Raw genomic sequence first — 23,902 nt, forward strand, 5'->3', positions numbered from 1 at the left:
GTACACCACCTTCATCTTCAGCTTCACCGAGCTGACCACCGCCATCCCCAATGCCGGCGGCCCCTTCGCCTACGCCACCCGCGCCTTCGGCCCCGTCGGCGGCTGCATCGCCGGCTTCGCGACGCTGATCGAGTTCGTGTTCGCGCCCCCGGCCATCGCGATGGCCATCGGCGCCTACCTGCAGGTGCAGTTCCCGGCCGTCAGCCCCAAGCTGATGGCCTGCGGCGCCTACGTCGTGTTCATGGCGCTCAACATCGTCGGCGTGCGCACCGCCGCCACCTTCGAGCTGATCGTCACCGTGCTCGCGATCTTCGAGCTGCTGGTCTTCATGGGCGTGGTCGCGCCGGGCTTCTCGGTGGCCAACTTCGTCGCCCACGGCTGGGCCGGGCAGGACAGCTTCAGCCCGCTCGCGCTGTCGGGCATGTTCGCGGCGATCCCGTTCGCGATCTGGTTCTTCCTCGCGATCGAAGGCGTCGCGATGGCCGCCGAAGAGGCGAAAGACCCGCGCCGCACCATCCCGATCGCCTACATCGCCGGCATCGCGACGCTGGTGCTGCTGGCACTGGGCGTGATGGTGTTCGCCGGCGGCGTCGGCGACTGGCGCACGCTGTCCAACATCAACGACCCGCTGCCGCAGGCCATGAAGGCCGTCGTCGGCGAACACAGCGGCTGGCTGCACATGCTGGTGTGGATCGGGTTGTTCGGCCTCGTCGCCTCGTTCCACGGCATCATCCTCGGCTACTCGCGCCAGATGTTCGCGCTGGCCCGCGCCGGCTACCTGCCGGCCTGGCTCGCCGCGATCCACCCGCGTTTCGGCACGCCGCACCGCGCGGTGCTGGCCGGCGGGGTCATCGGCATCGCCGCCATCTTCAGCGACGAGCTGTTCTCGTTCGGCGGGCAGACGCTCACAGCCAACATCGTCACGATGTCGGTGTTCGGCGCCATCGTGATGTACATCATGTCCATGCTCAGCCTGTTCCGGCTGCGCCGCAAGGAGCCCGACCTGGCCCGCCCGTTCCCCGCCATCGGCTACCCGCTGTTCCCGGCCATCGCGCTGGCGCTGGCCGTGCTGTGCCTGGTCGCGATGGTCTGGTACAACACCTTGCTCTCGCTGATCTTCGCCGGCCTGATGCTCCTGGCCGGCGTCGTCTTCCTGTTCAGCGGACGCGAGCGGCGCGCCGCGGCGCTCGCAGCCCAGGGGTGATGAGGACGCTTCCCGCATGGCCTACCGCCACCGCATCGGCACGCAGACCTGGCAGTTCGCCGACCTGAAGGCGGTGATGGCGCGCGCCACGCCGGCGCGCTCGGGCGACCAGCTGGCCGGCATCGCCGCCGGCAGCGCCGCCGAACGCATGGCCGCGCGCATGTGCCTGGCCGACCTGCCGCTGCAGCGCTTCCTCGACGAAGCGCTGGTCCCGTACGAAGACGACGAGGTCACGCGGCTGATCGTCGACACGCACGACCGCGCGGCCTTCTCGGAGATCTCGCACCTGACGGTGGGCGGCTTTCGCGATTGGCTGCTGTCGGAGCAGGCCGACGAAGCGGCACTGGCCCGCGTGCGCGCCGGCGTCACGCCGGAGATGGCGGCCGCGGTCAGCAAGCTGATGCGCAACCAGGACCTGATCCTCGCGGCGCGCAAGTGCCGTGTCGTCACGCGCTTTCGCAACACCATCGGGCTGCCCGGGCGGCTGTCGGTGCGGCTGCAGCCGAACCACCCGACCGACAGCCCGCGCGGCATCGCGGTCTCGATGCTCGACGGGCTGCTCTACGGCGCCGGCGATGCGGTGATCGGCATCAACCCGGCCAGCGACAGCATGCCGGCGCTGGTCGACCTGCTGCACCTGCTGGACGAGCTGATCCGCCGCTTCGAGATCCCCACGCAGTCCTGCATCCTGACCCACGTCACCAACACGGTGCAGGCGATCGAGGCCGGCGCGCCGGTCGACCTGGTGTTCCAGTCGGTGGCCGGCACGCAGAAGGCCAACGCCAGCTTCGGCATCGACCTGGCGCTGCTGCGCGAGGCGCGCGCCGCCGCGCTGTCGCTGAAGCGCGCGACGGTGGGCGACCCGGCCGAGGCCAACGTGATGTATTTCGAGACCGGGCAGGGCTCGGCGCTGTCGGCCGACGCCCACCACGGCGTCGACCAGCAGACCTGCGAGGCGCGCGCCTACGCGGTGGCGCGGGCCTTCTCGCCGCTGCTGACCAACACCGTGGTCGGCTTCATCGGCCCGGAGTACCTGTACGACGGCAAGCAGATCATCCGCGCCGGGCTCGAAGACCACTTCTGCGGCAAGCTGATGGGGCTGCCGCTGGGCTGCGACGTCTGCTACACCAACCATGCCGAGGCCGATTCGGACGACATGGACACGCTGATGACGCTGCTCGGCGCCGCCGGGCTCAGCTTCATCATGGGCGTGCCGGGCGCCGACGACATCATGCTCAACTACCAGAGCACCTCGTTCCACGATGCGCTGTACCTGCGCGAGCTGCTCGGGCTGCAGCGCGCGCCCGAGTTCGAGGCCTGGCTGCAGAAGATGCACATCACCGACGGCGACGGGCGCGTGCTGCCGATTGCCGCGGGGCACAGCCTGATCGAGCGCCTGGACCTGCCGAGGCTGGCGGCATGACGGCCAGGGACGCGATCACGCAAGACCCGTGGGGCGCGCTGCGCCAGCACACCGCGGCGCGCGTCGCGCTGGGCCGCAGCGGCGTCAGCCTGCCGACCGAGGAGGTGCTGCGCTTCGGCTTCGCGCACGCGCAGGCGCGCGACGCGGTGCACGTGCCGCTGGACGTCGACGCGCTGTGCGCGGCGCTGCAACAGGCCGGCTGGCCGACGCTGCAGGTGCACAGCGCGGCGCCCGACCGCCCGACCTACCTGCTGCGTCCCGACCTGGGGCGGCGCCTGGACGAGGCCTCGGCGGCGCGGCTGGCCGAGGCAGCGGGCGGGTTCGACGTGCAGCTGGTGGTGGGCGACGGGCTGTCGTCGCTGGCGGTGAGCCGGCACGCGGCGCCGCTGGTCGCCGAGATCCGCGCGCAGGCGCCACCCGGCTGGCGCTTCGGCCCGGTGGTGGTGGCGCGGCAGGCGCGCGTCGCGCTCGGCGACCCGGTCGGTGAGCTGCTGCGGGCGCGGCTGCTGGTGATGCTGATCGGCGAACGGCCGGGGCTCAGCTCGCCGGACAGCCTGGGCATCTACCTCACCTGGGCGCCGCGCCGCGGGCGCAGCGATGCCGAGCGCAATTGCATCTCGAACGTGCGCCCCGAGGGGCTGCCGTACGCCGCGGCGGCGCGCAAGCTGGTGTGGCTGGTGCGGGAGGCGCAGCGGCTGCAGCTGAGCGGCGTGCATTTGAAAGACCGTAGCCCGGATGTCAATCCGGGACTCCCTGCCACGGCTTCTAGAATGTCGGCTCTTTCCAGGGACACCCCATGAGCATCAAGAGCGACAAGTGGATCCGCCGCATGGCCGAGCAGCACGGGATGATCGAGCCGTTCGAGCCCGGCCAGGTGCGCTTTGCCGCCGACGGCCACAAGATCGTCAGCTACGGCACCAGCAGCTACGGCTACGACATCCGTTGCGCACCCGAATTCAAGGTCTTCACCAACATCTACAGCACGGTGGTCGACCCGAAGGCCTTCGACGAGAAGAGCTTCGTCGACATCAACGCCGACGTCTGCGTGATCCCGCCCAACAGCTTCGCGCTGGCGCGCACCGTCGAATACTTCCGCATCCCGCGCAGCGTGCTGACGATCTGCCTCGGCAAGAGCACCTACGCGCGTTGCGGGATCATCGTCAACGTGACCCCCTTCGAGCCCGAATGGGAGGGCTACGTGACGCTCGAGTTCAGCAACACGACGCCGCTGCCGGCCAAGATCTACGCCGGCGAGGGCTGTGCGCAGGTGCTGTTCTTCGAGAGCGACGAGGTCTGCGAGACCAGCTACAAGGACCGCGGCGGCAAGTACCAGGGCCAGACCGGCGTCACCCTCCCGAAGACGTGATCTGAGCTGCCGCGGGGTGTCAATTCCCGCGATTCCGTGCCGCCGGCGTGGCTATCGTGTGCAGCACGGCGCCGCTTTCGCGCCGGGATGCATGGAGGTCTCATGCCGGCTCCCTCGGAATCCTCTGCCCCGTCCGAACTCCCGCCGCCTCCCGCAGGCCTGCGCCAGCAGCCGTTGGTCGGCGACCTCCGGGCGCTGGCGAGCTTTCGCTCGCTGATGGCACGCGAGGCGCTGCCGGTCAACATCGCCCGCATGATGTACGACCGCCCCTATGCCTACGAGCGCATCGCCATCGCGCACGGCAGCACCGATGCCGACCTGCAGCGGCTCGCGTTGCAGCTGTTCGGCCAGTACCTCGCCACCGATACCGATTTGCATTGATGGGGGCTACCATGGCCCCTCCAGCCACCAGCCGGGGGAAGCGCCATGAAGTGGGAAGGCAACCGCGAGAGCGACAACGTTGAAGACGCGCGCGGCAGCGGCGGGGGTGGTGGCGGCGGCGGCGGCTTCGGCGGCCGCAGCATCGGGCTCGGCTCGGTGGCCATCGCGCTGGTGGCCGGCTGGATCTTCGGCGTCAACCCGCTCACCGTGCTCAGCCTGCTGAGCGGCGGCGGCGCCGCCCCGACGCAGCAGCAGGCCCCGGCCGGCAAGCCGCCGGCCGAAGACAAGATGGCCCGCTTCGTCTCGGTCGTGCTGGCCGACACCGAAGACGTCTGGCGCGCCAAGTTCAAGGAGATGGGCGGCACCTACCGCGAGCCGAAGCTGCGCCTGTTCCGCGGCAGCGAGCCCACCGCCTGCGGCCGCGGCCAGGCCGCGATGGGCCCGTTCTACTGCCCGGGCGACCAGAAGGTCTACATCGACCTGAGCTTCTACGAGACCATGCGCACCCGCCTGGGCGCGCCCGGCGATTTCGCGCAGGCCTACGTGATCGCGCACGAGGTCGGCCACCACGTGCAGAACCTGATGGGCATCAGCGGCAAGGTCGACGCGATGCGCGGGCGCGTCAGCGAGGCGCAGCAGAACGCGCTGAGCGTGCGCCTCGAACTGCAGGCGGATTGCTTCGCCGGCATCTGGGCGCACGACGCGCAGGCCGCGCGCCAGGTGCTGGAGCAGGGCGACGTCGAAGAGGCGCTGAATGCCGCGACGCAGATCGGCGACGACACGCTGCAGCGCAAGTCGCAGGGCACCGTGGTGCCCGAGACCTTCACGCACGGCACCAGCGCGCAGCGCGTCAGCTGGTTCAAGCGCGGCTTCCAGACCGGCAGCGTCGACCAGTGCAACACCTTCGAGGCGCGGCAGCTGTAGCCTCCAGGCTCGGGACCCTCGGGGCTTGTGCCGGGATCGTCGGCCGTCGCGTCAGGCGGCCCTGAACACGCCGGGCGGGCCTGGCGGCACGCCGTCGCCCAGGCGCCGCTGCCACCAGCCGACGTCGCGCCAGGCGCCGAACTTGAACCCGACCTCCCGGAACACGCCCACGGGCACGAAGCCGGCCGATTCGTGCAGCGCGACGCTGGCGGCATTCGGCAGCGCGATGCCGGCGAAAGCCTGGTGGTAGCCCAGTGCCGAGAGATGGCTGAACAGTTCGGCGTAAAGCCGCGTCCCGACGCGCTGGCCGCGGGCGTCCTCGCGCACGTAGACGGTGGTGTCGGCGGCCCACGCGTACGCCGGCCGTTCGCGATGCCGGCCGGCGTAGGCGAATCCGTCGACCTGGCCCGCGGCGTCGAGCGAGACCAGCCACGGCAGCGTCGCGAGGGTGGCCGTGATGCGCGAGCGCATCTCCGGCACGGATGGTGGTTCCAGCTCGAACGAGATCGTGCTGGCGGCGACGACCGGTGCGTAGATCGCACGCACGGCCTCGGCGTCGTCGGGCGTGGCGATGCGCAGCGTCTTCACGGCGTTTCCAGCCGCATCAGGACCGCCGAGCCCGGACAGGCGCCCTGGAACTCGGCGGACTGCTGCAGCGCCGCGGGCGCCAGCGCCCGCTCGATGCGCACGAAGCCGAGGCCTTCGAAGTACGGCGCTGCCGTCGTGGTCAGCAGGTAGAGCGCATGCAGCCGCGCCGCATGGGCGGCCGCGCGCAGCTGCGCCACCAGCCGCTGCGCCACGCCGCGCGAGCGGTGGGCGGGGTCGACGGCGACGGATCGCAGCAGCCCGAAGCCGCCGTGCGCCTCCAGCGCCGCGCAGCCGATCACAGAGCCGTCTTCCAGCGCGACGACGAAGGAATCCAGGTGCTCCCTTGCGCCGGCCAGTGGCAGTCCGTTCGACGACAGCAGCGCCTCGATGGCCGGCCAGTCGCCGGCGAACGCGCGGCGCACGCCGGTGTCGATGACCACCTCGCCATCTTCCTTCGTGAAAGGGGGCAGCGGCCCGGTCGGCAACAGTGCGAGCACGGCCTCGGACGGCCGGCACAGCCGCGTGCCGCGCGGCGTGACGACGATCGGGCGGTTCAACAGGATCGGGTGCCGGCCAATGGCCTCGAGCAGTTGGTCGTCGCCCAGGGCCGGGTCGCCGAGGCCGAGCTCGGCATACGGCGTGCCCTTCTCGCGCAGCAGCGCGCGCAGCGGCTGGCCGGTCGCCGCGGCCAGCGCCCGCAGCATCGCCGCGGTCGGCGGCGTCTTCAGGTACTCGACGACCGTCGGCTCGATGCCGGCGTGGCGGATCAGCGCCAGCGTGTTGCGCGAGGTGCCGCAGGCGGGGTTGTGGAAGATGGTGATGTCAGGCATGGCGGGGCTCGGGTGGGGGCAGCAGGCGATCGACACCCAGCGCGAGGCCGGCGCCCAGCAGCTGGGCAGCGATGAAGCCCGGCGCGCTGGCCGGCGCGATGCCGGCGAAGCTGTCGCTGAACATGCGGCCGACCGTGGCGGCCGGGTTGGCGAAGCTGGTCGATGCGGTGAAGAAGTAGGCGGCGCCGATGTAGGCCGCGACCATCGCGGCGACGCGCGCGGCCGGGGCGCGCAGGATCACCAGAAGCAGGCCGGCGGTCGCCACCGTCTCGGCGATCCACTGGCCCTGGCCGCTGCGCACGCGCGACGACCATTGGAGCAGGTTCATCTCGAACATGGCATGCACCAGCCAGGCGCCGAGCACCGCGCCGGCCAGCTGCACCGCGACGTAGGGGAGGAGGGCACTGCGCGGCAGCGCGCCGCGTGCCGCCATCACCAGCGACACCGCCGGGTTGAAATGCGCGCCGCTGAGCGGGCCGAACAGTTCGATCAGCACGTACAGCCCGCCGACGGTGGCCAGCGTGTTGGCCAGCAGCGCGACCGCCGCGTTGCCGCCGGCCAGCCGCTCGGCCATCACGCCCGAGCCGATCACGATGGCCAGCAGCAGAGCGGTGCCCAGGCTCTCGGCCAGCAAGCGCCTCAACAGCACGACGAGGCGGCCTTGACGGGAATGCCGACCGGCTTGCCCTGGGGCGCCTTCTCGCTGAACACGGGGATGTTGCCCAGCGTGTGGAACTGCTCCCATGCGATGCCCTGCGGATCGGTCAGCCAGTACTTGTCGCTGCGCGCATAGCAGCAGCTGGTTTCGCCGACGTCCAGCAGCGTCATGTCGGCGGCCTCGGCCTGCGCCTTCAGCGCGACCAGTTCTTCCTCGCTGTCGGCCTGGATGCCGAGGTGGTCGACCCCGGGCGTGCCGCCGCGCGTGCTGATCGCGAAGTTGATGCGTGGATCCTCGATCATCCACTTCGCATAGTCGGCCTCGACGCGCGTCGGCGCGGCGGCAAACATCTTCGAGTAGAAGGCGATCGATGCCTGCAGGTCGGCAACGTGGGCATGGACATGGAAACGCTTCATGGCAGGGGCTCCGGTCAGGGGGGGGCATCAGCAGCCGCAGGCGGCCGCGGTGGACGGAAGGGCGCATTCGGCGCCGGCACAGCAGTTCTCGGTCAGGTAGCCGAGCAAGGCATTCATGCGGTCGTAGGCGGCGCGGTAGACGATGTTGCGGCTCGAGCGCTCCTGCGTCACCAGCCCGGCGTTCGCCAGCTCCTTCAGGTGGAACGACAGCGTGTTCTGCGGCATCTCCAGCGCCTCGGCCATCGAGCCCGGCGTCAGGCCGCTGGCGCCGGTGACCACCAGCGCCCGGAACACCTTCAGGCGCACCGGGTGGGCCAGCGCCGCAAGGGATTTGATGACGTCTTGTTCTTCCATGAATCGAGAATAGTGGAAATATGGAAAGAGCGCAAGCGGCAAGGCGCTACGATCCGCGCGTCCGATGGCTGCCGAAGTGCAGAGAGGGGAATGCCGTGACCATGTCGCCAACCGAAAGCGCCCGCCAGCTGCGTGGGCAATGCCAGTGCGGGGCCGTGCAGTACCGCGTGGCCGACGAGTTCGTCTACGCGCTCAACTGCCACTGCTCGCGCTGCCGCCAGGCGACGGGCTCGGCCTTCAAGCCCACCGCCGGGATCCCGCACGGGAAGTTGGCGGTCGTGCAGGGCGCCGACCGGCTGATGATCATCGGCGACGAACGCGGCCACGATGCCCGCTGCCGCGCCTGCGGCTCGTTCCTCTACTCGCGGGTGCGCGAGGGCGAGTGGCTGCACGTGACGATGGGCAGCCTGGTCGACGACCCGTCCATCCGGCCGGGCTGCCACATCTTCGTCGGCTCGAAGGCGCCGTGGTTCACGATCACCGACGACCTGCCGCAGTACGAGGGGCATGTGGTCGACTGAGCTCGCCGGCGCCCAGCACCTCGACGACGAATTCGATGAAGGCCCGCACCTTCGCCGCCGGCAGGTGGCGCGACGGGTAGAGCGCATACAGCGGGAAGCGCTCGTCGGGCCAGTCGGGGAACAGGTCGACCAGCTGCCCGGCATCGAGCTGCTGCTGGATGCCGATTGCCTTGATCTGCGCGATGCCCGCGCCGGCCAGCACGGTGGCGAGCAGCGTGCCGGGGTCGGTGAGCGTCAGGCGGCCCTGGGTCGGCACCTGGACCTGCTTGCGGCCGCGCTGGAATTCCCATGCGAAGGGCTGGCCGGTGAGCGGGTTGCGCACCTGGATGCAGGCGTGGCCGGCCAGCTCGGCCGGCTTGCCGGGCCGTCCGTGGCGCTTCAGGTAGGCGGGCGACGCGACCGTGACGATGCGGCTGTCGAGCAGCTTGCGCGCCACCAGCGACGAACTCGGCGGTTCGCCGAAACGCACCGCGATGTCGAAGCCTTCGCCGACCAGGTCGCCCAGCTGGTCGCGCGCGATCAGCTCGAGCGACAGCTGCGGGTGAAGCGCCAGCAGGCGCGGCAGGTGCGGCGCCAGCAGCAGGCGCGACGTGAACGCATCGGTGTTGACGCGCAAACGCCCCTGCACCGCGCCGGATGAGCCGCTGGTGCGCGTGACCGCATCCTCGATGCCCAGCACCAGCGGGTTGATGTTGGCGTAGAGCTCGCGCCCTTCGTCGGTCAGGTTCAGCGAACGGGTGGTGCGGTCGAGCAGGCGCACGCCGATGCGCGCCTCCAGCCGGGCGATCGCGCGGCTCACGCCCGAAGGCGTGATGCCCAGCGCCTCGGACGCGCGCGCGAAGCTGCCGCCTTCGACCACCGCGGCGAGCACGCCGACGTTCGAGATCAGTCGTCCATCGAGGGTCATGGTGGGCTATTCGTGATGCAGTGTCATGAATGATATGCCGCCGGACACCTTTACTCAATGCGGTCCGCTTCCTAGCATTCGCTCCACGTTGAACCCAGGAGTTTCGTCATGCATGCCATCACCGGAATCACCGGCAAGGTCGGGGGCGCCGTCGCGCGCCACCTGTTGTCCCGCGGCCAGCGCGTTCGCGCCGTCGTGCGCGATGCCGCCAAGGGCCGCGCCTGGTCCGAGCTCGGCTGCGAGGTCGCCGTCGCCGACATGTCGGACGCGGCGGCGCTGGCGCGCGCGTTCGCCGGCACGTCCAGCGCCTTCATCCTGCCGCCGCCGGTGTTCGACCCGGCGCCCGGTTTCGCCGAGGCGCGGGCGGTGATCGCCGCGGTGCGCCAGGCATTGGAAGCGGCGCGTCCGACGAGGGTGCTGTGCCTGTCCACCGTCGGCGCACAGGCCGCGCAATCCAACCTGCTGAGCCAGCGCACGCTGATGGAAGAGGCCTTGTCGGCGTTGCCGCTGCCGGTGACCTTCCTGCGCCCGGCATGGTTCCTCGAGAACCTGGCCTGGGACATCGCGCCGGCGCGCGAGCACGGCGTGATCCCGTCCTTCCTCCAGCCCCTGGACAGGGCGGTGCCGATGGTGGCCACGGCGGACGTCGGCCGTGTCGCCGCCGAGCTGCTGCTGCAGGACGGACCGGGGGCGCGCATCGTCGAGCTCGAGGGGCCGCGGGCGGTGAGCCCGAGCGACATCGCCGCCGCGCTGGCGCAGGCGCTGCAGCGGCCGGTGCGCGCCGAGGCGGTACCGCGCGACGGCTGGGAAGCCCTGTTCCGCGCGCAGGGCATGCGCAATCCGTTGCCGCGCATCCGGATGCTGGACGGCTTCAACGAGGGCTGGATCCGTTTCGAAGGTGACGAGACCACGCGCTTGAAAGGCCGCGTGGGCCTCGCGGAGGTGATCGCGCAGTTGCTCGCCTGAATGCGCGCCGGGGTATTCTCGGCGCCACCATGGTCGGCTTCACGCACAGACTGACGCGCAGGGAATGTCTGGCGGCGCTGGCCGCCGCAGCGGCCTTGCCGGCGCGCGCCGAGGCTGCGTTGGCGCGCCGCATCCCGTCGAGCGGCGAGCCGCTGCCGGTGATCGGCCTGGGCAGCTGGATCAGCTTCAACGTCGGCACCGACCGCGGCGCGCGCGATGCCTGCACCGAGGTCGTGCGGGCCTTCTTCGCCGAAGGCGGCCGGCTGATCGATTCGTCGCCGATGTACGGCTCGTCGCAGCCCACCATCGGCCATGCGGTGGCCCAGCTGGGGCGGCCGGCCGCGCTGTTCTCGGCCGAGAAGGTGTGGATCGGCGATGCCGGCCGCGGCGCGGCGCAGATGGAGGCGTCGCGCAACTTCTGGGGCGTGCCGCGCTTCGACCTGATGCAGGTGCACAACCTGCTGTCGTGGCAGGAGCACCTGCCGCGGCTGTTCGAGATGAAGGCCGCGGGCCGGCTGCGCTACGTCGGCATCACGACGTCCGAGGGGCGGCGCCATGCCGAGCTCGAACAGGTGATGCGCACGCAGCCGATCGACTTCATCCAGGTCACCTACAACCTGGTCGACCGCGAGGTGGAGCGGCGCATCCTGCCGCTCGCGCAGGAGCGCGGCATCGCGGTGCTCGTGAACCGCCCGTTCCGCGGCGGGGCCTTGCTGGACACGCTGGCCTCGCGCAAGCTGCCGGCCTGGGCCGCGGACGTCGATTGCGGGCACTGGGCACAGCTGGCGCTGAAGTTCGTCGTGGCCCACCCCGCCGTGACCTGCGCGATCCCCGCCACCAGCCAGGTGGCGCACCTGCGCCAGAACATGGCGGCCGGGCGCGGTCGCCTGCCCGATGCGGCGCTGCGCGAGCGCATGGCCCGCAGCGTGGCGGCCGGCTGAGGAGGCGGCTTGAGCGAATGGTGGACGTACCGGCCGGCGAGCTTCCTGATGTTCTCGCCGCGCATCTACTGGCGGCTGTTCGAATCGCTGAATGACGCGGCGTGGCCGGCGCAGTGGGTGCTGGCCGGCACCGTGCTGGGCTGGCTGCTGGTGCGCACGCGCATGCCGATGCTGCGCGCCGCGGCGGTGCTGTTCGCGCTGTGCTGGGCCTTCAGCGCCTGGGCCTTCCTGCTGCAGCGCTTCGCACCGATCAACTGGCCGATGGCCTACGTCGCCGCGGCCTTCGGGGTGCAGGGGGGCGGCCTGCTGGTGCTGGCCGCCGCGGGCCGGCTGCGCGGAGCCGCCGGCACGGCGCGCGCCCGTGCCGGCGTGGCGCTGGGGCTGTGGGCGGTGCTGGGGCATCCGCTGCTGGGCCTGGCCTTCGGTCGGCCGTGGCGGCAGGCCGAGTTCTTCGGGCTGGCGCCCGACCCGACGGCGCTCGCGACGCTGGCCTGGCTGCTGCTGGTCGAGCCGGTGGGTGCCGCTTCGCGGCGCCTCGTGCGCCTGCTGTGGATCGTGCCGCTTGCGTGGTGCGCCATCAGCGCCGCGATGCTGTGGACCCTGGGATCGGTGCAGGGCTGGGTGGTCGGTGGCCTCGCGCTGCTGGCCGCGGCGGCGGCCACGCGCCCCCGACCCTAGAATCGGCCGGCGCACCCGACTGCGCACCGATCAACGAACGAAGACCCGACGGAGCCATCGCGACGTACGCGGGTGCGGGAGGGCGGCATGAAGCTGTGGAATCCGAAGGCGGGCGGTCGATGATCTTCGCGAAGCTGCTGCTGGCGTGGGCCGGGCTGGCGCTTGCGGGCAGCTTGTGTGCGGCGGCCGTCGCACGCGCCTTCGGCGTGGTGGTGCAGCGGGTCTCGCTGGGGATGGGGCGGGTGCTGCTGACGCTGGGGTGGTTCGAGGTGCTGATGATCCCGCTCGGATCGTCGGTGCGCTTCCTGCTCGCGCAGGACATCGCGAAGCCGGACCCGAGCGCGGCGGAGTTGCGCGGTGCATTCGACCGGCGCGGCGCGGCGACCCGCATCGCCATCATCGCGGCGATGCCGGGCAGCCTGCTGTTGATCGGCCTGTTGCTGCTCGGGCCGCCGGCGTGGCATCACTTCGGCAGCGGGTTCGTGCAGATCCTCGGCGGCGCGCTGTCCCCGGCGGACGAGGCGCAGCGGCTGCTGGGCGCTTTCATGCAGCTGCTTCGCACGCAGGGGTTGGCGGTGGCCACCGGTGTCCTCGCGAGCAAGTTCGCTGCGCTGCAATTGCTGCCGCTGTACGGGCTGGCGGGGCTGCAGTTGCTGTGGGTCCTCGTGCCGCCGCTGGAGAGGCTGGTCCTCCGCGCGCCGTTGCCGTTCTTCCTGCCCTACCTGGCCATCGCGGGAGCGTGGGTCGGGGCGATGGTGGGGTACTGGCTCGGGTAGGGCATCTCGCTGGAGAAGCGCCCCGCGCCTCCGGTGGACGCGGCATGGTCGCCAAATCGTCAAGATCCGATCAGGACGCGCTGGAAACCTGCCGCGTACGCTGGGTTCCGAGCCGACCTCGACTTCCGATTGCAAACCAGACGGACCGGCTGCTTCATCGCGAGGGGTGACCGTCATCCACCTTCCAGGACTCGATCTGGCGCGGCAAGGACCATCCCCCAACCCTCTTCTGCGACTGGAGCAACAACACCGACTGCCCGTTCCACTGGACACGCGGGTACAGCCGGGGCTGGTCGAAGGGCACCAGCGTGGGCTTCGGGGCGGGCGCGAGGGGACAGTACGGTGAACCCATCGTTGTCCAGAAGCGCGGATGGACGAGGGGCAACTTCGTCGGCGGCTGGTACGAAACCAGCCACCAGCCCGCATCGCGGTGACCATCCCGGAAACCTGGTGCTACGACTACGACGCCAACCGCACCTGCGGCCAGTGGACCACCAACGGGGCCGACGGACCGTCCTACATGGCCCGGCGCACGGCCTTCCCCTGGCGGCCCGGCGCTAACATCGCCGCAGTCGACCAAACCAGAGGGAGGGAATCCGATGCCAACGCTGTCCATCGCCCATGGCGAGTTGTGGCTGCACGCCGATGGCGCTGCACCCAAGCAGATCGAATCCCCGTTCGCGAAGGAACTGATCGAGCGCGCCCAGCAGAGCCGCCGCACCACCGGCTGGAAGCATGCGCCGCGCGACGAGCAGAGCGGCGTGATCCCGAGCGCGAGCCTGTGGGGCAAGCGCGGCGGCAGCGACGACGGCGCGATGCAGGTGCGCTTCCTGCACGCCTGCCGCGGCGGCGATGACGACACGCTGTACTACGTGCTGGCCGTCGGCGAGACGCGCGGCGTGTTCCGCCGCCACCTGGCCGAAGACCGCGAGGTGCGTCTCTTCCACCGCACCGGCTGGGATTGCCAGGGCTTCGCGTTCGACGCCGCCGACAAGCGCCTGGTCATCGCGTCGCGCAATGCCGACGGAACGGCGCACCTGGAGATCTACGACGAGGACGGCAACCGCCGCGGCGCCGTCACCGACGGCGACTGCATGGATGCCGCGCCGGCGCTGGTGCCGGGCCGGTCGAAGACGGTGGTCTACCAGTCGAGCGGCCTCGCGCGGCATCCGCAATCGGGCCAGATCGTCGCGCTGGCGCATGCCTGCGTGCACATGCTCGACTACGGCAGCGGCCAGCTCGAGGTGCTGCTCGACGACAAGCGCCACGATTTCGTCGCACCGCGCATGGATGCGCAAGGCCGCCTCTATGCGATCCGCCGGCCGGCCGAGAAGCCGCCGCGCGAGCGCGCCGGCACGGCCCTGTCCGACCTGCTGCTGATGCCGTTCCGCCTGCTCAAGGCGGTGTTCGGCTACCTCAACTTCTTCTCGATGGTGTACGGCAAGGAGCCGCTGCGCTCGGCCGGCGGGCCGCGCACGCCGGAGCTCGACCAGGACCTGGGAAAGCTCTGGCTGCACGGCCGGATGATCGAGCTGTCGAAGGTGAAAGGCGACCCGAAGTACGCCGGCAACCTGGTGCCGCGCGACTGGGAGTTGATCTGCATCGACCGGGCCGGGGCGCAGCCGCAGGTGATCGCGTCGCACGTCGCGAGCTATGCGCTGCGGGCGGGCGGCGGTGTCGTGTTCACCAATGGGTTCGACATCTTCGAGCTGGATGGCGGCGCACGCCGCGGCGTGGCGCGGCAACAGCAGGTGGCGGAGCTGGCCGCGATCTGAGGCCCACGCTCACGCGTGCGTCGACTCCACCGCCTTCGCCCGGTACATCGACGTGTCGCTGCGATGCAGCACCGTCTCGATCGTGTCGCCCTCGCGCGCCTCGGCCAGCCCGATGCTGACCGACATGCGCAGCCCCGGCGCCACCGATTCCCAGTCGAAGCCTGACACCGCGGCGCGGATGCGCTCGCAGATCGGCCGCGCCTCTTCCTCGCTCGTGTGGCCGAACAGGATGACGAACTCGTCGCCGGCCCAGCGCGCCGGCAGGTCGTGCTCGCGCACCTGCGACGCCATGATCGCCGCCACCGTCTTCAGCACCCGGTCGCCGACGCTGTGCGTGAAGCGGTCGTTGACCGACTTGAACTTGTCGACGTCCACCATCGCCACCGCCAGCGGGCTGTGCTGCGCCTGCAGGCCCTGCAGCCGCTCGGCCAGCTGCTGCTCGACGTGGCGCCGGTTCGCGAGGCCGGTCAGCGCGTCTTCCAGCGACCAGCGCTCGAACTGCTTCGATGCCACCAGCGCCTGCTGCAGGTGGCGCTCGCTCTGGCGCGCGCCCAGCTGCCACGACACCAGCGACTCGCGGCTGCTCATGCCCTCGGCCACCACGCGGCGCTCGCGGCGGCGCAGCGCGCGGTGCTCGTGCTGCGCCTGCTCGTGCTTGCCCTGCAGCTCGAACACCTGCGCCAGCACCAGGTGCGCCTGGCAGGCCAGCTGCTCGTGCTCGACGGCCAGCGCCATCTCGCGCATCTCGATCAGCTCCCGCTCGGCCGTGTCCCAGTCGTGCTGCGCCCAGGCCAGCTCGGCGGCACACCAGCGCACGAACGAATCCAGCCAGGTCATCACGCCGGTCAACGAGCGCGCCGCGGCGTCGATCGACGGCTTCGCGAGCTCGAAATCCCCCTGCCAGGTCGCCAGCAACCCGGTCGACGCATGCGAGATCGTCCGGGCCATGGACTGCAAGCCGGGCAGCACCGCGAGGCCGTTGCCGTCGCGCTCGAGCGCATGGCATTCGGCCAGCAGCGCCTCCATGCGCGCGAGGCTCTTGATGCGGCCGGTCTGGTAGCGCTCGTCGAGCAGCCGCGAGGCCTCGATCCACACCTGGTTGAGCCGCGGCTGGTAGATGCTGACCGGCGGCACGCAGCGCTGCGCGGCCTCGACGGCGCGCTCCAGCGAGGCATCGCCCCGGTCGTGGTCGCCGCTCCATGAATACGCGAGGCCCAGGCAGTTGTGCGCGAGCACGGTCTGCGCCTGCGGCGGCAGCTTCTCGCACAGGCGCACGCACAGCAGCGCGGCCTCCACCGCCTCGTCGTTGCGGCCGAGCAGCATGCACACGTGGGTGAGGGTGGTCAGCGCGTTGGCCTCGCCCTGCACGTCGCCCAGCTGCTCGAACAGCTGGGCGGCGCGGCGGCTGGTCTCGGCGGCTCGGCGCAGGCGCGACGTGACACGGTCGCAGTGGGCCAGGCAGGACAGCGCGCGCGCCTCGACGTGGAGATCGACGCCCTGCGCGTTCTTGAGCACCGATTGGACGATGTCGCGCGCCGCCTGCACGTGGCCGTCGTCGAGCGCGGCCCAGGCGGCTGCCAGCGCCTCGTCGGGCGAGGGCCGGGCCGGGGATCGGCGTCGCGGTGAAGCCCCGGAATCCCGGGGCGGTGCAGATCTCATGCGCTGGCTCGAAGGGTTGTGCCCCGTGGTTGTGCCGGGTGAGTGCGACGCCGATCCTAGCGGAAACTGGCCCGCATTCAATGTGCGAACTTTGGCGAATGCGCGCCTTGCATCCTGCGGATCGATGGCCTACGCTGCCGCGACCTCACTGCGCAGCCCTCCTGCATGCCGCACATCATCACCCGCAAGCACCGCCGCGACCAGGCCTTGTTCCAGCACTGGGATGCGCTCGACGACGCCCTGTTCGAGAAGCTGCCGAAAGACCGGCTGAAGGCGGCGCAGGCCGGGCTGCAGGGCCACATCGTGCTGCCCGGCAGTGCCGACTACGACGCCGACCGCCAGCTCTTCAACCCGGTCTTCAACGCCTTCCCGATCGCCATCGTCTACTGCGCCGTCGAGAGCGACGTCGCGATCGCGCTGGCGCTGGCGCAGGACGTGATCCTGCCCTTCACGGTGCGCTCCGGGGGCCACTGCACGGCCGGCTTCTCGGCCGGCTACGGCGTGCTGATCGACGTCAGCGCGCTGAACGACGTGACGATCGACACCACCGGCCAGACCGCGACGGTCGGCACCGGCTGCCCGTTCAGCAAGCTCGACCTTGCGCTCGACCAGGCCGGCCTGCACGTGCCGGGCGGCGAGTGCCAGGACGTGTGCGTCGGCGGTTACCTGCAGGGCGGCGGCTACGGCTTCACGTCGGTCACCTTCGGCATGAGCTGCGACAACGTGCTCGACATGCGGGTGATGCTGGCCGACGGCCGCGTCGTCACCGCCAGTCCCAGCGCCAACACCGACCTGTGGTGGGCGATGCGCGGCGGCACCGGCGGCAACTTCGGCGTGCTGCTGACGGTGCGCTACCAGCTGCGCCCGCTGGGCCAGGTGTTCGGCTGGGCGCTGATCTGGCCGCTGCAGACCGAGACCGATTTCGAGAACGCGACCGGCGCGCTGATGGCGCTGCAGTCGAGCTACATGCTGGCCAGCCTGCCGCAGGCGCTGAACATCCAGGTGTCGCTGTGCTACCAGCCGGGCACGCAGGGCGGCCTGCCGCCGACGGCGCCGCAGTACCCGTACCTGATGGTGCGCGGCCTCTACGTCGGCACGCAGGCGGCCGGGCAGGCGGCGATCCAGCCGCTGTGCGACCTGCCGGGCGCGATCACGCAGTGGACGCAGATGGACAGCTACTACAACCTCAACAAGGCGCTGCTCAACGTGCCCTACGGCATGCCCTGCCTGCCGCCGGACAGCCCGATGCCGTACGAGGACAAGGCCTCGCGCTATGTCACGCGGCAGCTCGCGGCCGGCGAATGGCGCGGCCTGCTCGATTACTTCGTCACCGCGCCCAACACGCTGACCTACTTCTACATGGAGTTCTACGGCGGCGCGATCAATGCGCAGGCGCCGCAGCTGAATGCCTTCGTGCACCGCGCGTCGGCCTTCAACGCGGTGCTCGACGTGTTCTGGTTCGACGAGGCGCATCGCGCGGCATCGCAGGATTTCCTGCTCGGCTGGATGGACCTGATGGCGCCGACGTGGAACGGCGAGATCTACCAGAACTACCCGCGGCTGGACGAGCCGAACTATGCGGCGGCGTACTGGGCGGATGCGCAGGCGGGGCTGTATGCGGTGAAGACCAAGTACGACCCGGCGCATGCCTTCCGCTTTGCGCAGGAGGTGAAGCCGCTGATGCCGTCGGGCGGCGGCGTCGGGCCGGTGATCGTGCTGCCGCCGTGGCTGCAGCAGTGGATCGACCAGCCGATCGTGTACGACGGGGCCTGGACCGCGGCCGAGGTGCTCGCCGCGACTCGGTAGACGGGGCCCCCGGATTGGCATCCGGGCTACGAATTCCCGTAGCCCGGATGGCAATCCGGGATCTGTGAGTCAAGAATACGAAAGCTCTGGGTACCAATCCGGCGCCCTTCCCCGCGGCGTCAAATCGAGCAGCGTCCAGATCGGCATGATGTCCGGCGCGCCCCGCGGATCTTGCCCCGGGTCCGCGCTCTGCGGCCCCATCTCGTCGCCGTAGAAGTGCACGATCTTCCCGCCGCGCCGCACGAAGACGTTGAAGCCCGCATTGTCGGCATCCGTCTCCGGGTCCTCATCCGCATCGTCGCGGTTGAAGGTGTTGCCGCCCGACGAGTAGACCGGCAGGTGGCGCCAGCCGCGCTCCTTCTTGAAGGCCACGAGCCGCTCGATCGGCGAGCGCGCGATGATCGCGATCGCCACCTGCTGCCGCAGGTCCGGGATCTCGCCGTCCAGCGCGCCCAGCATGCAGGTGCACATCGGGCACGATGCCGCCCGCTTCGGCCCGTACATCCAGTTGTAGGTGATCAGCGTGTCGTGCGGGCCGAACAGCTGCGACAGCGTCACCGGCCCGGCCTCGCCGACGAACGCGTAGTCGCGCGGCACCTCGCCGCCCGGCGGCAGCGCGCGCCGCTGCGCCGCCACGCGCTCGATGTGCCGGCGCAGCTCGATCTCCTCGGCCAGCAGCGCATTGCGCGCCCGGCGGTAGTCGGCGCTCTCGTTCGGGAAACGCCGCTTCGATTGCGCCAGTTCTTGCGCGGGCTTCAAGGCGTGAGGTTCCGTCATCCGTGCCTCCATGCGTGGTGGATCGATGGGTCCGCAATTTTGGGATAGCTTGCAAGACCCTGTCTCGACAATAATCGCCGGCTCTGTGGGCCGACCGGGGGATGCGACATCGACGCGAATCTGTTGAACGAACTGCGGATCGATCACCGCGAACGTGAAGACGAAGGAGGTGGCGTGCCCCGCTGGGTGTGGATCCTGCTCGGTACGCTGATCGTGCTGGCCCTGCTGGGCGGCGCCGCCTGGTGGTTCCTCGGCGGCCGGCCGCTCGCGGTGAAGACCGTGGCCGCCACCGCCCCGAGCGCCGGCGGTGCGGGTGGCGGCGCCATCCTGCAGGCCACCGGCTACATCACCGCTCGCCGCCAGGCCACCGTCTCCACCCAACTGACGGGCACGCTCACCGAGGTGCTGATCGAAGAGGGCGACCGCGTCGAGAAGGGCCAGGTGCTCGCACGCCTCGAAGACGGCGCGGTGCGCGCAACGCTCAACGTCGCGCGCGCCAACCTGCTGTCGACCCAGGCCCAGGTGGCGCAGGCCCAGGCGCAGGTGGCCCAGGCCACGGCCGACGCGCGGCGCCAGGACGAGCTGTCCGCCAGCGGCATGACGACGAAGCAGGCCGCCGAACAGTCCCGCACCGCGCTCGCCAGCGCCACCGCACAGCTTGAAGCGCGCAGGCGTGAAACCGATGCCGCCCGAGCCCAGGTGGCGCAGGCCCAGGTCAACTACGACTACACCACGGTGCGTGCGCCGTTCGCCGGCGTCATCACCGTCAAGGCGGCGCAGGTGGGCGAGATCGTCTCGCCGCTGTCGGCCGGCGGCGGCTTCACGCGCACCGGCGTCGGCACCATCGTCGACATGAACTCGCTGGAGGTCGATGTCGACGTCAGCGAGGCCTACATCGGCCAGGTCAAGCCCGGCATGCCGGTCGAGGCGGTGCTCGACGCCTACCCCGACTGGCGCGTGCCGGCGCACGTGATCGCGATCGTGCCGTCGGCCGACCGCGGCAAGGCGACGGTCAAGGTGCGGGTCGGCTTCGAGCAGCGCGATGCGCGCATGGTGCCCGACATGGGCGTGCGCGTGTCCTTCCTCAACCCCAAGCCGGCGGCGGCCGCGGCCAGCGCGCCGGTGGTGCTGCCCAAGGGCGTGCTGGTGCCGCCGCAGGCGCTCGCGCAGCGCGACGGCGGCACGGTGGTGTTCGTCGTCGCCGACGGCCGCGCGCAGCAGCGCAGCGTCAAGCCGGCCGCACAAGACGTCGGCGGCCAGAAGCTGCTGCCCGGTGCGGTGAAGGCGGGCGAGCGCGTCGTCCTGTCGCCTCCTGACACGCTGCGCGACGGCGCCGCCGTGCGGGCCGACGAGCCCGACTGACGGATCCAACTGACAACAACCGACAGAAAACTCACAGGAGAAGCAATGGCCAAGCTGATCGAGATCCGCGACCTGTCCAAGGTGTACGAGCGCGGCCGCCAGAAGGTCGAGGTGCTGCACCACATCGACCTCGACGTGGACCAGGGTGATTTCGTCGCGCTGATGGGCCCGTCGGGCTCGGGCAAGACCACGCTGCTGAACCTGATCGGCGGGCTCGATGCGCCCACCGGCGGCAGCATCAGCGTCGGCGGCCAGCGCATCGACGAGTTGAAAGCGGCGGCGCTCGCGAAGTGGCGCGCCTCGCGCGTCGGCTTCGTGTTCCAGTTCTACAACCTGATGCCGATGCTGTCGGCGCAGCGCAACGTCGAGCTGCCGCTGCTGCTGACAAAGCTGTCGGGCGCCGAGCGCAAGAAGCGCGCGGCCATCGCGCTGCAGCTGGTGGGCCTGGCCGACCGCGCCTCGCACAAACCCACCGAGCTGTCCGGCGGCCAGCAGCAGCGCGTGTCGATCGCGCGCGCCATCGTCTCCGACCCGACCCTGCTGGTCTGCGACGAACCCACCGGCGACCTCGACCGCCAGTCGGCCGAGGACGTGCTGGGCCTGCTGCGCGTGCTGAACCGCGACCACGGCAAGACCATCGTGATGGTGACCCACGACCCGAAGGCCGCCGAGTACGCGCACCGCACCCACCACCTCGACAAGGGCAGCCTGGTGGGACAGGCCGAGCTGGCGGCATGAAGTACCTCCACCTCATCTGGGCCTCGCTGTTCCGGCGCAAGACGCGCACGGTGCTGACGCTGGTGTCCATCATCGCGGCCTTCCTGTTGTTCGGGCTGCTCGACGCGGTGCGCAGCTCGTTCTCGCAGGCCGGGCAGAGCGCCAACGGCGCGGCACGGCTGCAGACCGGCTCGAAGCTGTCGTTCATCCAGACGCTGCCGCTGTCGCTCACGCAGCAGATCGAGCGCGTCGACGGCGTGAAGGCGGTGGCCTATGCCAACTGGTTCGGCGGCGCCTATCAAGACCCGCACAACCAGGTCTTCAGCTTCGCGGTGTCGCCCAACTACCTCGACCTGTTCCCCGAGATCGCGGTGGGCGACGACCAGCGCAAGGCCTTCGCGAGCACCCGCACCGGCGCGCTGGTGGGCGAGAAGCTGGCGCAGCGCTTCGGTTGGAAGGTGGGCGACCGCATTCCGCTGCAATCGAACATCTTCCCAGACCGCTCGGGCAGCAAGAACTGGCAGTTCGACGTCGTCGGCATCCTGCGCGCCAGCGACAAGAAGACCGGCGGCTGGTTCGACCAGATGTTCCTGCTGAACTGGAAGTACTTCGACGACACGACGCCGTACAACCAGGGCGCGGCCGGCTGGTACGTGACGCGCGTGACCGACGTCAACCAGGCCGATCGCGTGGCCAAGGCCATCGACGCGCTGTCGGCCAACTCCGACCACGAGACGCGCACGCAGACCGAACAGGCGGCCAGCGCAGCGTGGATGAAGCAGATCGCCGACATCGGGCTGATCGTCGGCTCGATCATGGGCGCGGTGTTCTTCACGCTGCTGCTGCTGTCGGGCAACACGATGATGCAGGCGGTGCGCGAGCGCACCAGCGAGATCGCGGTGCTCAAGACCATCGGCTTCTCCAGCCGCAGCGTGCTGGCGATGGTGCTGGCCGAATCGGTGCTGCTGCTGGTGCTGGGTGGCCTGGCCGGGCTGGGCCTGGCGACGGTGATCATCCCGGTGGTCAGCGCCGGCAGCGGCGGCATGCTGAACCTGCCGTCGGTCGGGGCCGGCAGCTGGACGCTCGGCCTCGCGCTGATGGCCGGCATCGGCATCGTGGTGGGTGCGTTGCCGGCCTGGAACGCGATGCGCCTGAACATCGTCGACGCCCTCGCGGGCCGCTGAACGGGAGATGCGTGTGACCTGGTTGATCAATGTGGGACTGGTCGTGCTGCTGGCCGTCGTGCTGGCGGCGTGGGTGATGCTGCCGTGGCCGGGCGCGCTGGCGCTGGCCGTGTTGCTGGCCGCGTGGCTGCTGCTGACGCGGCGCGGGCGGCAGACGCTGTCGGTGGCCAACGTCGGCATCAGCACGCTGTCGCAGCGGCTCGGGTCGTCGGGCGTGATCGTGGTCGGCATCGCCGGCGTGGTGGGCGTGCTGGTGTCGCTGCTGTCGATGGCCGAAGGCTATGCCGAGACGCTGCGCAAGACCGGCGGCACCGACTCGGTGATCGTGATGCGCGGCGGCTCGGCGTCCGAGGTGTCGTCGGTGCTGGCGCGCGACAGCATCGCGCTGATCCAGCAGGCCGACGGCATCGCGCGCAACGACAAGGGCGAGCCGCTCGCGTCCGAAGAGCTGGTGGTGGCCGCCAACCTGCCGGTCAAGGGCGGTGCCGCCGACGAAACCGGCAGCGTGCAGCTGCGCGGCATCGGCGAGCGCGGCTGGGCGGTGCGGCCGCAGGCGAAGATCATCGCCGGCAAGAGCTTCGGCCCGGGCCTGCGCGAGCTGGTGGTGGGGCAGGGCGCGGCGCGCCAGTTTGCCGGGCTGGTGCCGGGCGGCACGGTGCGCCTGGGCGCGCAGACCTGGACGGTGGCCGGCGTGTTCGCGACCGGCGATGCGCTCGAATCCGAGATCTGGGCCGACGGCACCGTCGTCTCCGACACCTACCGCCGCGGCGGCAGCCGCACCTCGGTGACCGCGCGGCTGGCCGATCCGCAGGCCTTCAAGACGCTGAAGGCCGCGCTCGAAGCCAACCCGCAGCTGCAGGTGGACGTGACGACGACGCTGGACTACTTCAGCAAGCAGTCCGAGGGCGTGACCAAGGTGCTGCGCATCATCGGCATCACGGTCGGCTCGATCATGGCGATCGGTGCGATGTTCGGCGCGCTGAACACCATGTTCGCCGCGGTGGCGGCGCGCGCGCGCGAGATCGCGACGCTGCGCGCGATCGGCTTCTCCGGCTTGCCGGTGGTGGTGGCGGTGATGCTGGAGACCATGCTGCTGGCGCTGGCCGGCGGCGTGATCGGCGGGCTGCTGGCGTGGGCGATCTTCGACGGCTATGGCGCCTCGACGATGGCCGCCGGCTCGGTCGGCAAGCTCAGCTTCGCGCTGCGCGTGTCGCCCGACCTGCTGTGGACGGGGCTCAAGTGGGCGCTGGCGATCGGCTTCATCGGCGGGCTGTTCCCGGCGGTGCGGGCGGCGCGGCTGCCGGTGACGACGGCATTGCGGGAGTTGTGACATGAGCACCTTGGGAGGAATCGAGTTCACGCTGGATCGCATCCTGCGATCGGTACGCCAGTTGCGCCTCGACGCGATGGCCGAAGGCAAGGCGGCCAAGATGACCGAGCCCAAGGGGCAGATGGTCATCGAGCAGTTGCAGGCCGACGGCAAGCGGGTGGCCCTGGCGCTGCGCGACCTGACGAGCCGGCAGAACCTGTACCGGTTGCGCGAGGCGAAGATCCACTCGGTGCCCGGGCACGCGCGGTACGCCGAAGGCCAGTCCATCGGCAACACGAAGCGGGAGGTGGAGCGATTGCTCGACGTGGCCACGCGGCTGAAGGCCGAAATCCAGGGCTTGTCCGGCGACGTGACCCGGC

25 protein-coding genes are annotated in these 23,902 nt (G+C 70.6%); 17 read left to right on the forward strand and 8 right to left on the reverse strand.

Features of this window, described 5'->3' with window-relative positions; genetic code table 11:
* The 6 genes from eat to ypfJ all read left to right on the forward strand — a co-directional run.
* Nucleotides 1-1,204, forward strand: a 1,204-nt coding sequence (gene eat, locus AC1DYN_RS12390; RefSeq protein ID WP_477959834.1) for an ethanolamine permease, incomplete at its 5' end; no start/stop codon positions are given.
* Between the two features lie 16 nt (nucleotides 1,205-1,220).
* Entirely contained in the window at nucleotides 1,221-2,627 is a 1,407-nt protein-coding gene (locus AC1DYN_RS12395; protein ID WP_477959836.1) for an ethanolamine ammonia-lyase subunit EutB, read from the forward strand.
* Nucleotides 2,624-3,427 carry an ethanolamine ammonia-lyase subunit EutC gene (gene eutC / locus AC1DYN_RS12400; RefSeq protein WP_477959838.1) on the forward strand — a complete coding sequence of 268 codons (804 nt, stop codon included), beginning with the start codon at nucleotides 2,624-2,626 and terminating at the stop codon, nucleotides 3,425-3,427. Before AC1DYN_RS12395 ends, eutC begins: the two co-directional genes overlap by 4 nt.
* Complete coding sequence (gene dcd, locus AC1DYN_RS12405; protein ID WP_477959840.1) at nucleotides 3,424-3,993, forward strand: dCTP deaminase; 570 nt, start codon at nucleotides 3,424-3,426, stop codon at nucleotides 3,991-3,993. Before eutC ends, dcd begins: the two co-directional genes overlap by 4 nt.
* Nucleotides 3,994-4,095: 102 nt before the next feature.
* Complete coding sequence (locus AC1DYN_RS12410; protein WP_477959841.1) at nucleotides 4,096-4,374, forward strand: hypothetical protein; 279 nt, start codon at nucleotides 4,096-4,098, stop codon at nucleotides 4,372-4,374.
* 45 nt (nucleotides 4,375-4,419) lie between these two features.
* Nucleotides 4,420-5,298: a KPN_02809 family neutral zinc metallopeptidase gene (gene ypfJ, locus AC1DYN_RS12415; protein WP_477959842.1), complete on the forward strand. Its 879-nt coding sequence runs from the start codon at nucleotides 4,420-4,422 to the stop codon at nucleotides 5,296-5,298.
* Nucleotides 5,299-5,349: 51 nt separating this feature from the next.
* Here the strand turns inward: ypfJ and AC1DYN_RS12420 are convergent, their stop codons facing one another.
* From AC1DYN_RS12420 to AC1DYN_RS12440, 5 genes are read right to left on the reverse strand one after another with little or no spacing between them, the layout of a single operon-like run.
* Nucleotides 5,350-5,886: an arsinothricin resistance N-acetyltransferase ArsN1 family B gene (locus tag AC1DYN_RS12420; RefSeq protein WP_477959843.1), complete on the reverse strand. Its 537-nt coding sequence runs from the start codon at nucleotides 5,884-5,886 to the stop codon at nucleotides 5,350-5,352.
* The gene (gene arsN2 / locus AC1DYN_RS12425; protein ID WP_477959844.1) at nucleotides 5,883-6,716 is read right to left on the reverse strand and encodes an arsenic resistance N-acetyltransferase ArsN2; all 834 of its coding nucleotides are present in this window, start codon (nucleotides 6,714-6,716) and stop codon (nucleotides 5,883-5,885) included. The genes AC1DYN_RS12420 and arsN2 overlap by 4 nt, the downstream gene beginning before the upstream one ends.
* Complete coding sequence (locus AC1DYN_RS12430; protein ID WP_477959846.1) at nucleotides 6,709-7,365, reverse strand: aquaporin; 657 nt, start codon at nucleotides 7,363-7,365, stop codon at nucleotides 6,709-6,711. The genes arsN2 and AC1DYN_RS12430 overlap by 8 nt, the downstream gene beginning before the upstream one ends.
* Nucleotides 7,356-7,790, reverse strand: coding sequence for an ArsI/CadI family heavy metal resistance metalloenzyme (locus AC1DYN_RS12435; RefSeq protein ID WP_477959848.1), 435 nt, complete (start codon nucleotides 7,788-7,790; stop codon nucleotides 7,356-7,358). Before AC1DYN_RS12435 ends, AC1DYN_RS12430 begins: the two co-directional genes overlap by 10 nt.
* A gap of 27 nt (nucleotides 7,791-7,817) precedes the next feature.
* A complete protein-coding gene (locus tag AC1DYN_RS12440; RefSeq protein ID WP_477959849.1) occupies nucleotides 7,818-8,144 on the reverse strand; it encodes an ArsR/SmtB family transcription factor in 327 nt (108 codons plus the stop codon).
* A gap of 101 nt (nucleotides 8,145-8,245) precedes the next feature.
* On the opposite strand from AC1DYN_RS12440, the gene AC1DYN_RS12445 reads away from it, so the two are divergent.
* The gene (locus AC1DYN_RS12445) at nucleotides 8,246-8,665 is read left to right on the forward strand and encodes a GFA family protein (protein WP_477959851.1); all 420 of its coding nucleotides are present in this window, start codon (nucleotides 8,246-8,248) and stop codon (nucleotides 8,663-8,665) included.
* Here AC1DYN_RS12445 and AC1DYN_RS12450 read toward each other — a convergent pair.
* Entirely contained in the window at nucleotides 8,622-9,572 is a 951-nt protein-coding gene (locus tag AC1DYN_RS12450) for a LysR family transcriptional regulator (protein ID WP_477959853.1), read from the reverse strand. The two genes, AC1DYN_RS12445 and AC1DYN_RS12450, sit on opposite strands and share 44 nt — an antisense overlap.
* Nucleotides 9,573-9,680: 108 nt before the next feature.
* Here AC1DYN_RS12450 and AC1DYN_RS12455 point away from each other — a divergent pair, with 108 nt between their 5' ends.
* From AC1DYN_RS12455 to AC1DYN_RS12475, 5 genes are all read left to right on the forward strand, one after another.
* Nucleotides 9,681-10,538, forward strand: a complete 858-nt coding sequence (locus AC1DYN_RS12455) for an NmrA family NAD(P)-binding protein (RefSeq protein WP_477959855.1) — start codon at nucleotides 9,681-9,683, stop codon at nucleotides 10,536-10,538.
* 29 nt (nucleotides 10,539-10,567) lie between these two features.
* A complete protein-coding gene (locus tag AC1DYN_RS12460; RefSeq protein ID WP_477959857.1) occupies nucleotides 10,568-11,479 on the forward strand; it encodes an aldo/keto reductase in 912 nt (303 codons plus the stop codon).
* Nucleotides 11,480-11,488: 9 nt separating this feature from the next.
* The gene (locus AC1DYN_RS12465) at nucleotides 11,489-12,157 is read left to right on the forward strand and encodes a DUF6064 family protein (protein ID WP_477959859.1); all 669 of its coding nucleotides are present in this window, start codon (nucleotides 11,489-11,491) and stop codon (nucleotides 12,155-12,157) included.
* Nucleotides 12,158-12,276: 119 nt separating this feature from the next.
* Nucleotides 12,277-12,933, forward strand: a complete 657-nt coding sequence (locus tag AC1DYN_RS12470) for a hypothetical protein (RefSeq protein ID WP_477959861.1) — start codon at nucleotides 12,277-12,279, stop codon at nucleotides 12,931-12,933.
* Between the two features lie 599 nt (nucleotides 12,934-13,532).
* Nucleotides 13,533-14,708 (forward strand): hypothetical protein, encoded by a 1,176-nt coding sequence (locus AC1DYN_RS12475; protein WP_477959863.1) that lies wholly within the window; start codon nucleotides 13,533-13,535, stop codon nucleotides 14,706-14,708.
* A gap of 9 nt (nucleotides 14,709-14,717) precedes the next feature.
* Here AC1DYN_RS12475 and AC1DYN_RS12480 read toward each other — a convergent pair whose 3' ends face one another.
* Complete coding sequence (locus tag AC1DYN_RS12480; protein WP_477959865.1) at nucleotides 14,718-16,367, reverse strand: diguanylate cyclase domain-containing protein; 1,650 nt, start codon at nucleotides 16,365-16,367, stop codon at nucleotides 14,718-14,720.
* 165 nt (nucleotides 16,368-16,532) lie between these two features.
* Between AC1DYN_RS12480 and AC1DYN_RS12485 the strand changes: the two genes are divergently transcribed.
* Nucleotides 16,533-18,173 (forward strand): FAD-binding oxidoreductase, encoded by a 1,641-nt coding sequence (locus tag AC1DYN_RS12485; protein WP_477959867.1) that lies wholly within the window; start codon nucleotides 16,533-16,535, stop codon nucleotides 18,171-18,173.
* 69 nt (nucleotides 18,174-18,242) lie between these two features.
* Here AC1DYN_RS12485 and AC1DYN_RS12490 read toward each other — a convergent pair whose 3' ends face one another.
* The gene (locus AC1DYN_RS12490; protein ID WP_477959868.1) at nucleotides 18,243-18,950 is read right to left on the reverse strand and encodes a DUF899 family protein; all 708 of its coding nucleotides are present in this window, start codon (nucleotides 18,948-18,950) and stop codon (nucleotides 18,243-18,245) included.
* 174 nt (nucleotides 18,951-19,124) lie between these two features.
* On the opposite strand from AC1DYN_RS12490, the gene AC1DYN_RS12495 reads away from it, so the two are divergent.
* From AC1DYN_RS12495 to AC1DYN_RS12510, 4 genes are read left to right on the forward strand one after another with little or no spacing between them, the layout of a single operon-like run.
* The gene (locus AC1DYN_RS12495; protein ID WP_477959870.1) at nucleotides 19,125-20,312 is read left to right on the forward strand and encodes an efflux RND transporter periplasmic adaptor subunit; all 1,188 of its coding nucleotides are present in this window, start codon (nucleotides 19,125-19,127) and stop codon (nucleotides 20,310-20,312) included.
* A gap of 45 nt (nucleotides 20,313-20,357) precedes the next feature.
* On the forward strand, nucleotides 20,358-21,050 hold the full coding sequence (locus tag AC1DYN_RS12500) for an ABC transporter ATP-binding protein (RefSeq protein ID WP_477959872.1): 693 nt from the start codon (nucleotides 20,358-20,360) through the stop codon (nucleotides 21,048-21,050).
* Nucleotides 21,047-22,213 (forward strand): ABC transporter permease, encoded by a 1,167-nt coding sequence (locus AC1DYN_RS12505; protein ID WP_477959874.1) that lies wholly within the window; start codon nucleotides 21,047-21,049, stop codon nucleotides 22,211-22,213. Before AC1DYN_RS12500 ends, AC1DYN_RS12505 begins: the two co-directional genes overlap by 4 nt.
* A gap of 13 nt (nucleotides 22,214-22,226) precedes the next feature.
* Nucleotides 22,227-23,543, forward strand: coding sequence for an ABC transporter permease (locus AC1DYN_RS12510; RefSeq protein WP_477959876.1), 1,317 nt, complete (start codon nucleotides 22,227-22,229; stop codon nucleotides 23,541-23,543).
* The last annotated feature ends 359 nt before the right edge of the window (nucleotides 23,544-23,902 follow it).

This window comes from Rhizobacter sp. P2_D12 (assembly GCF_056404395.1).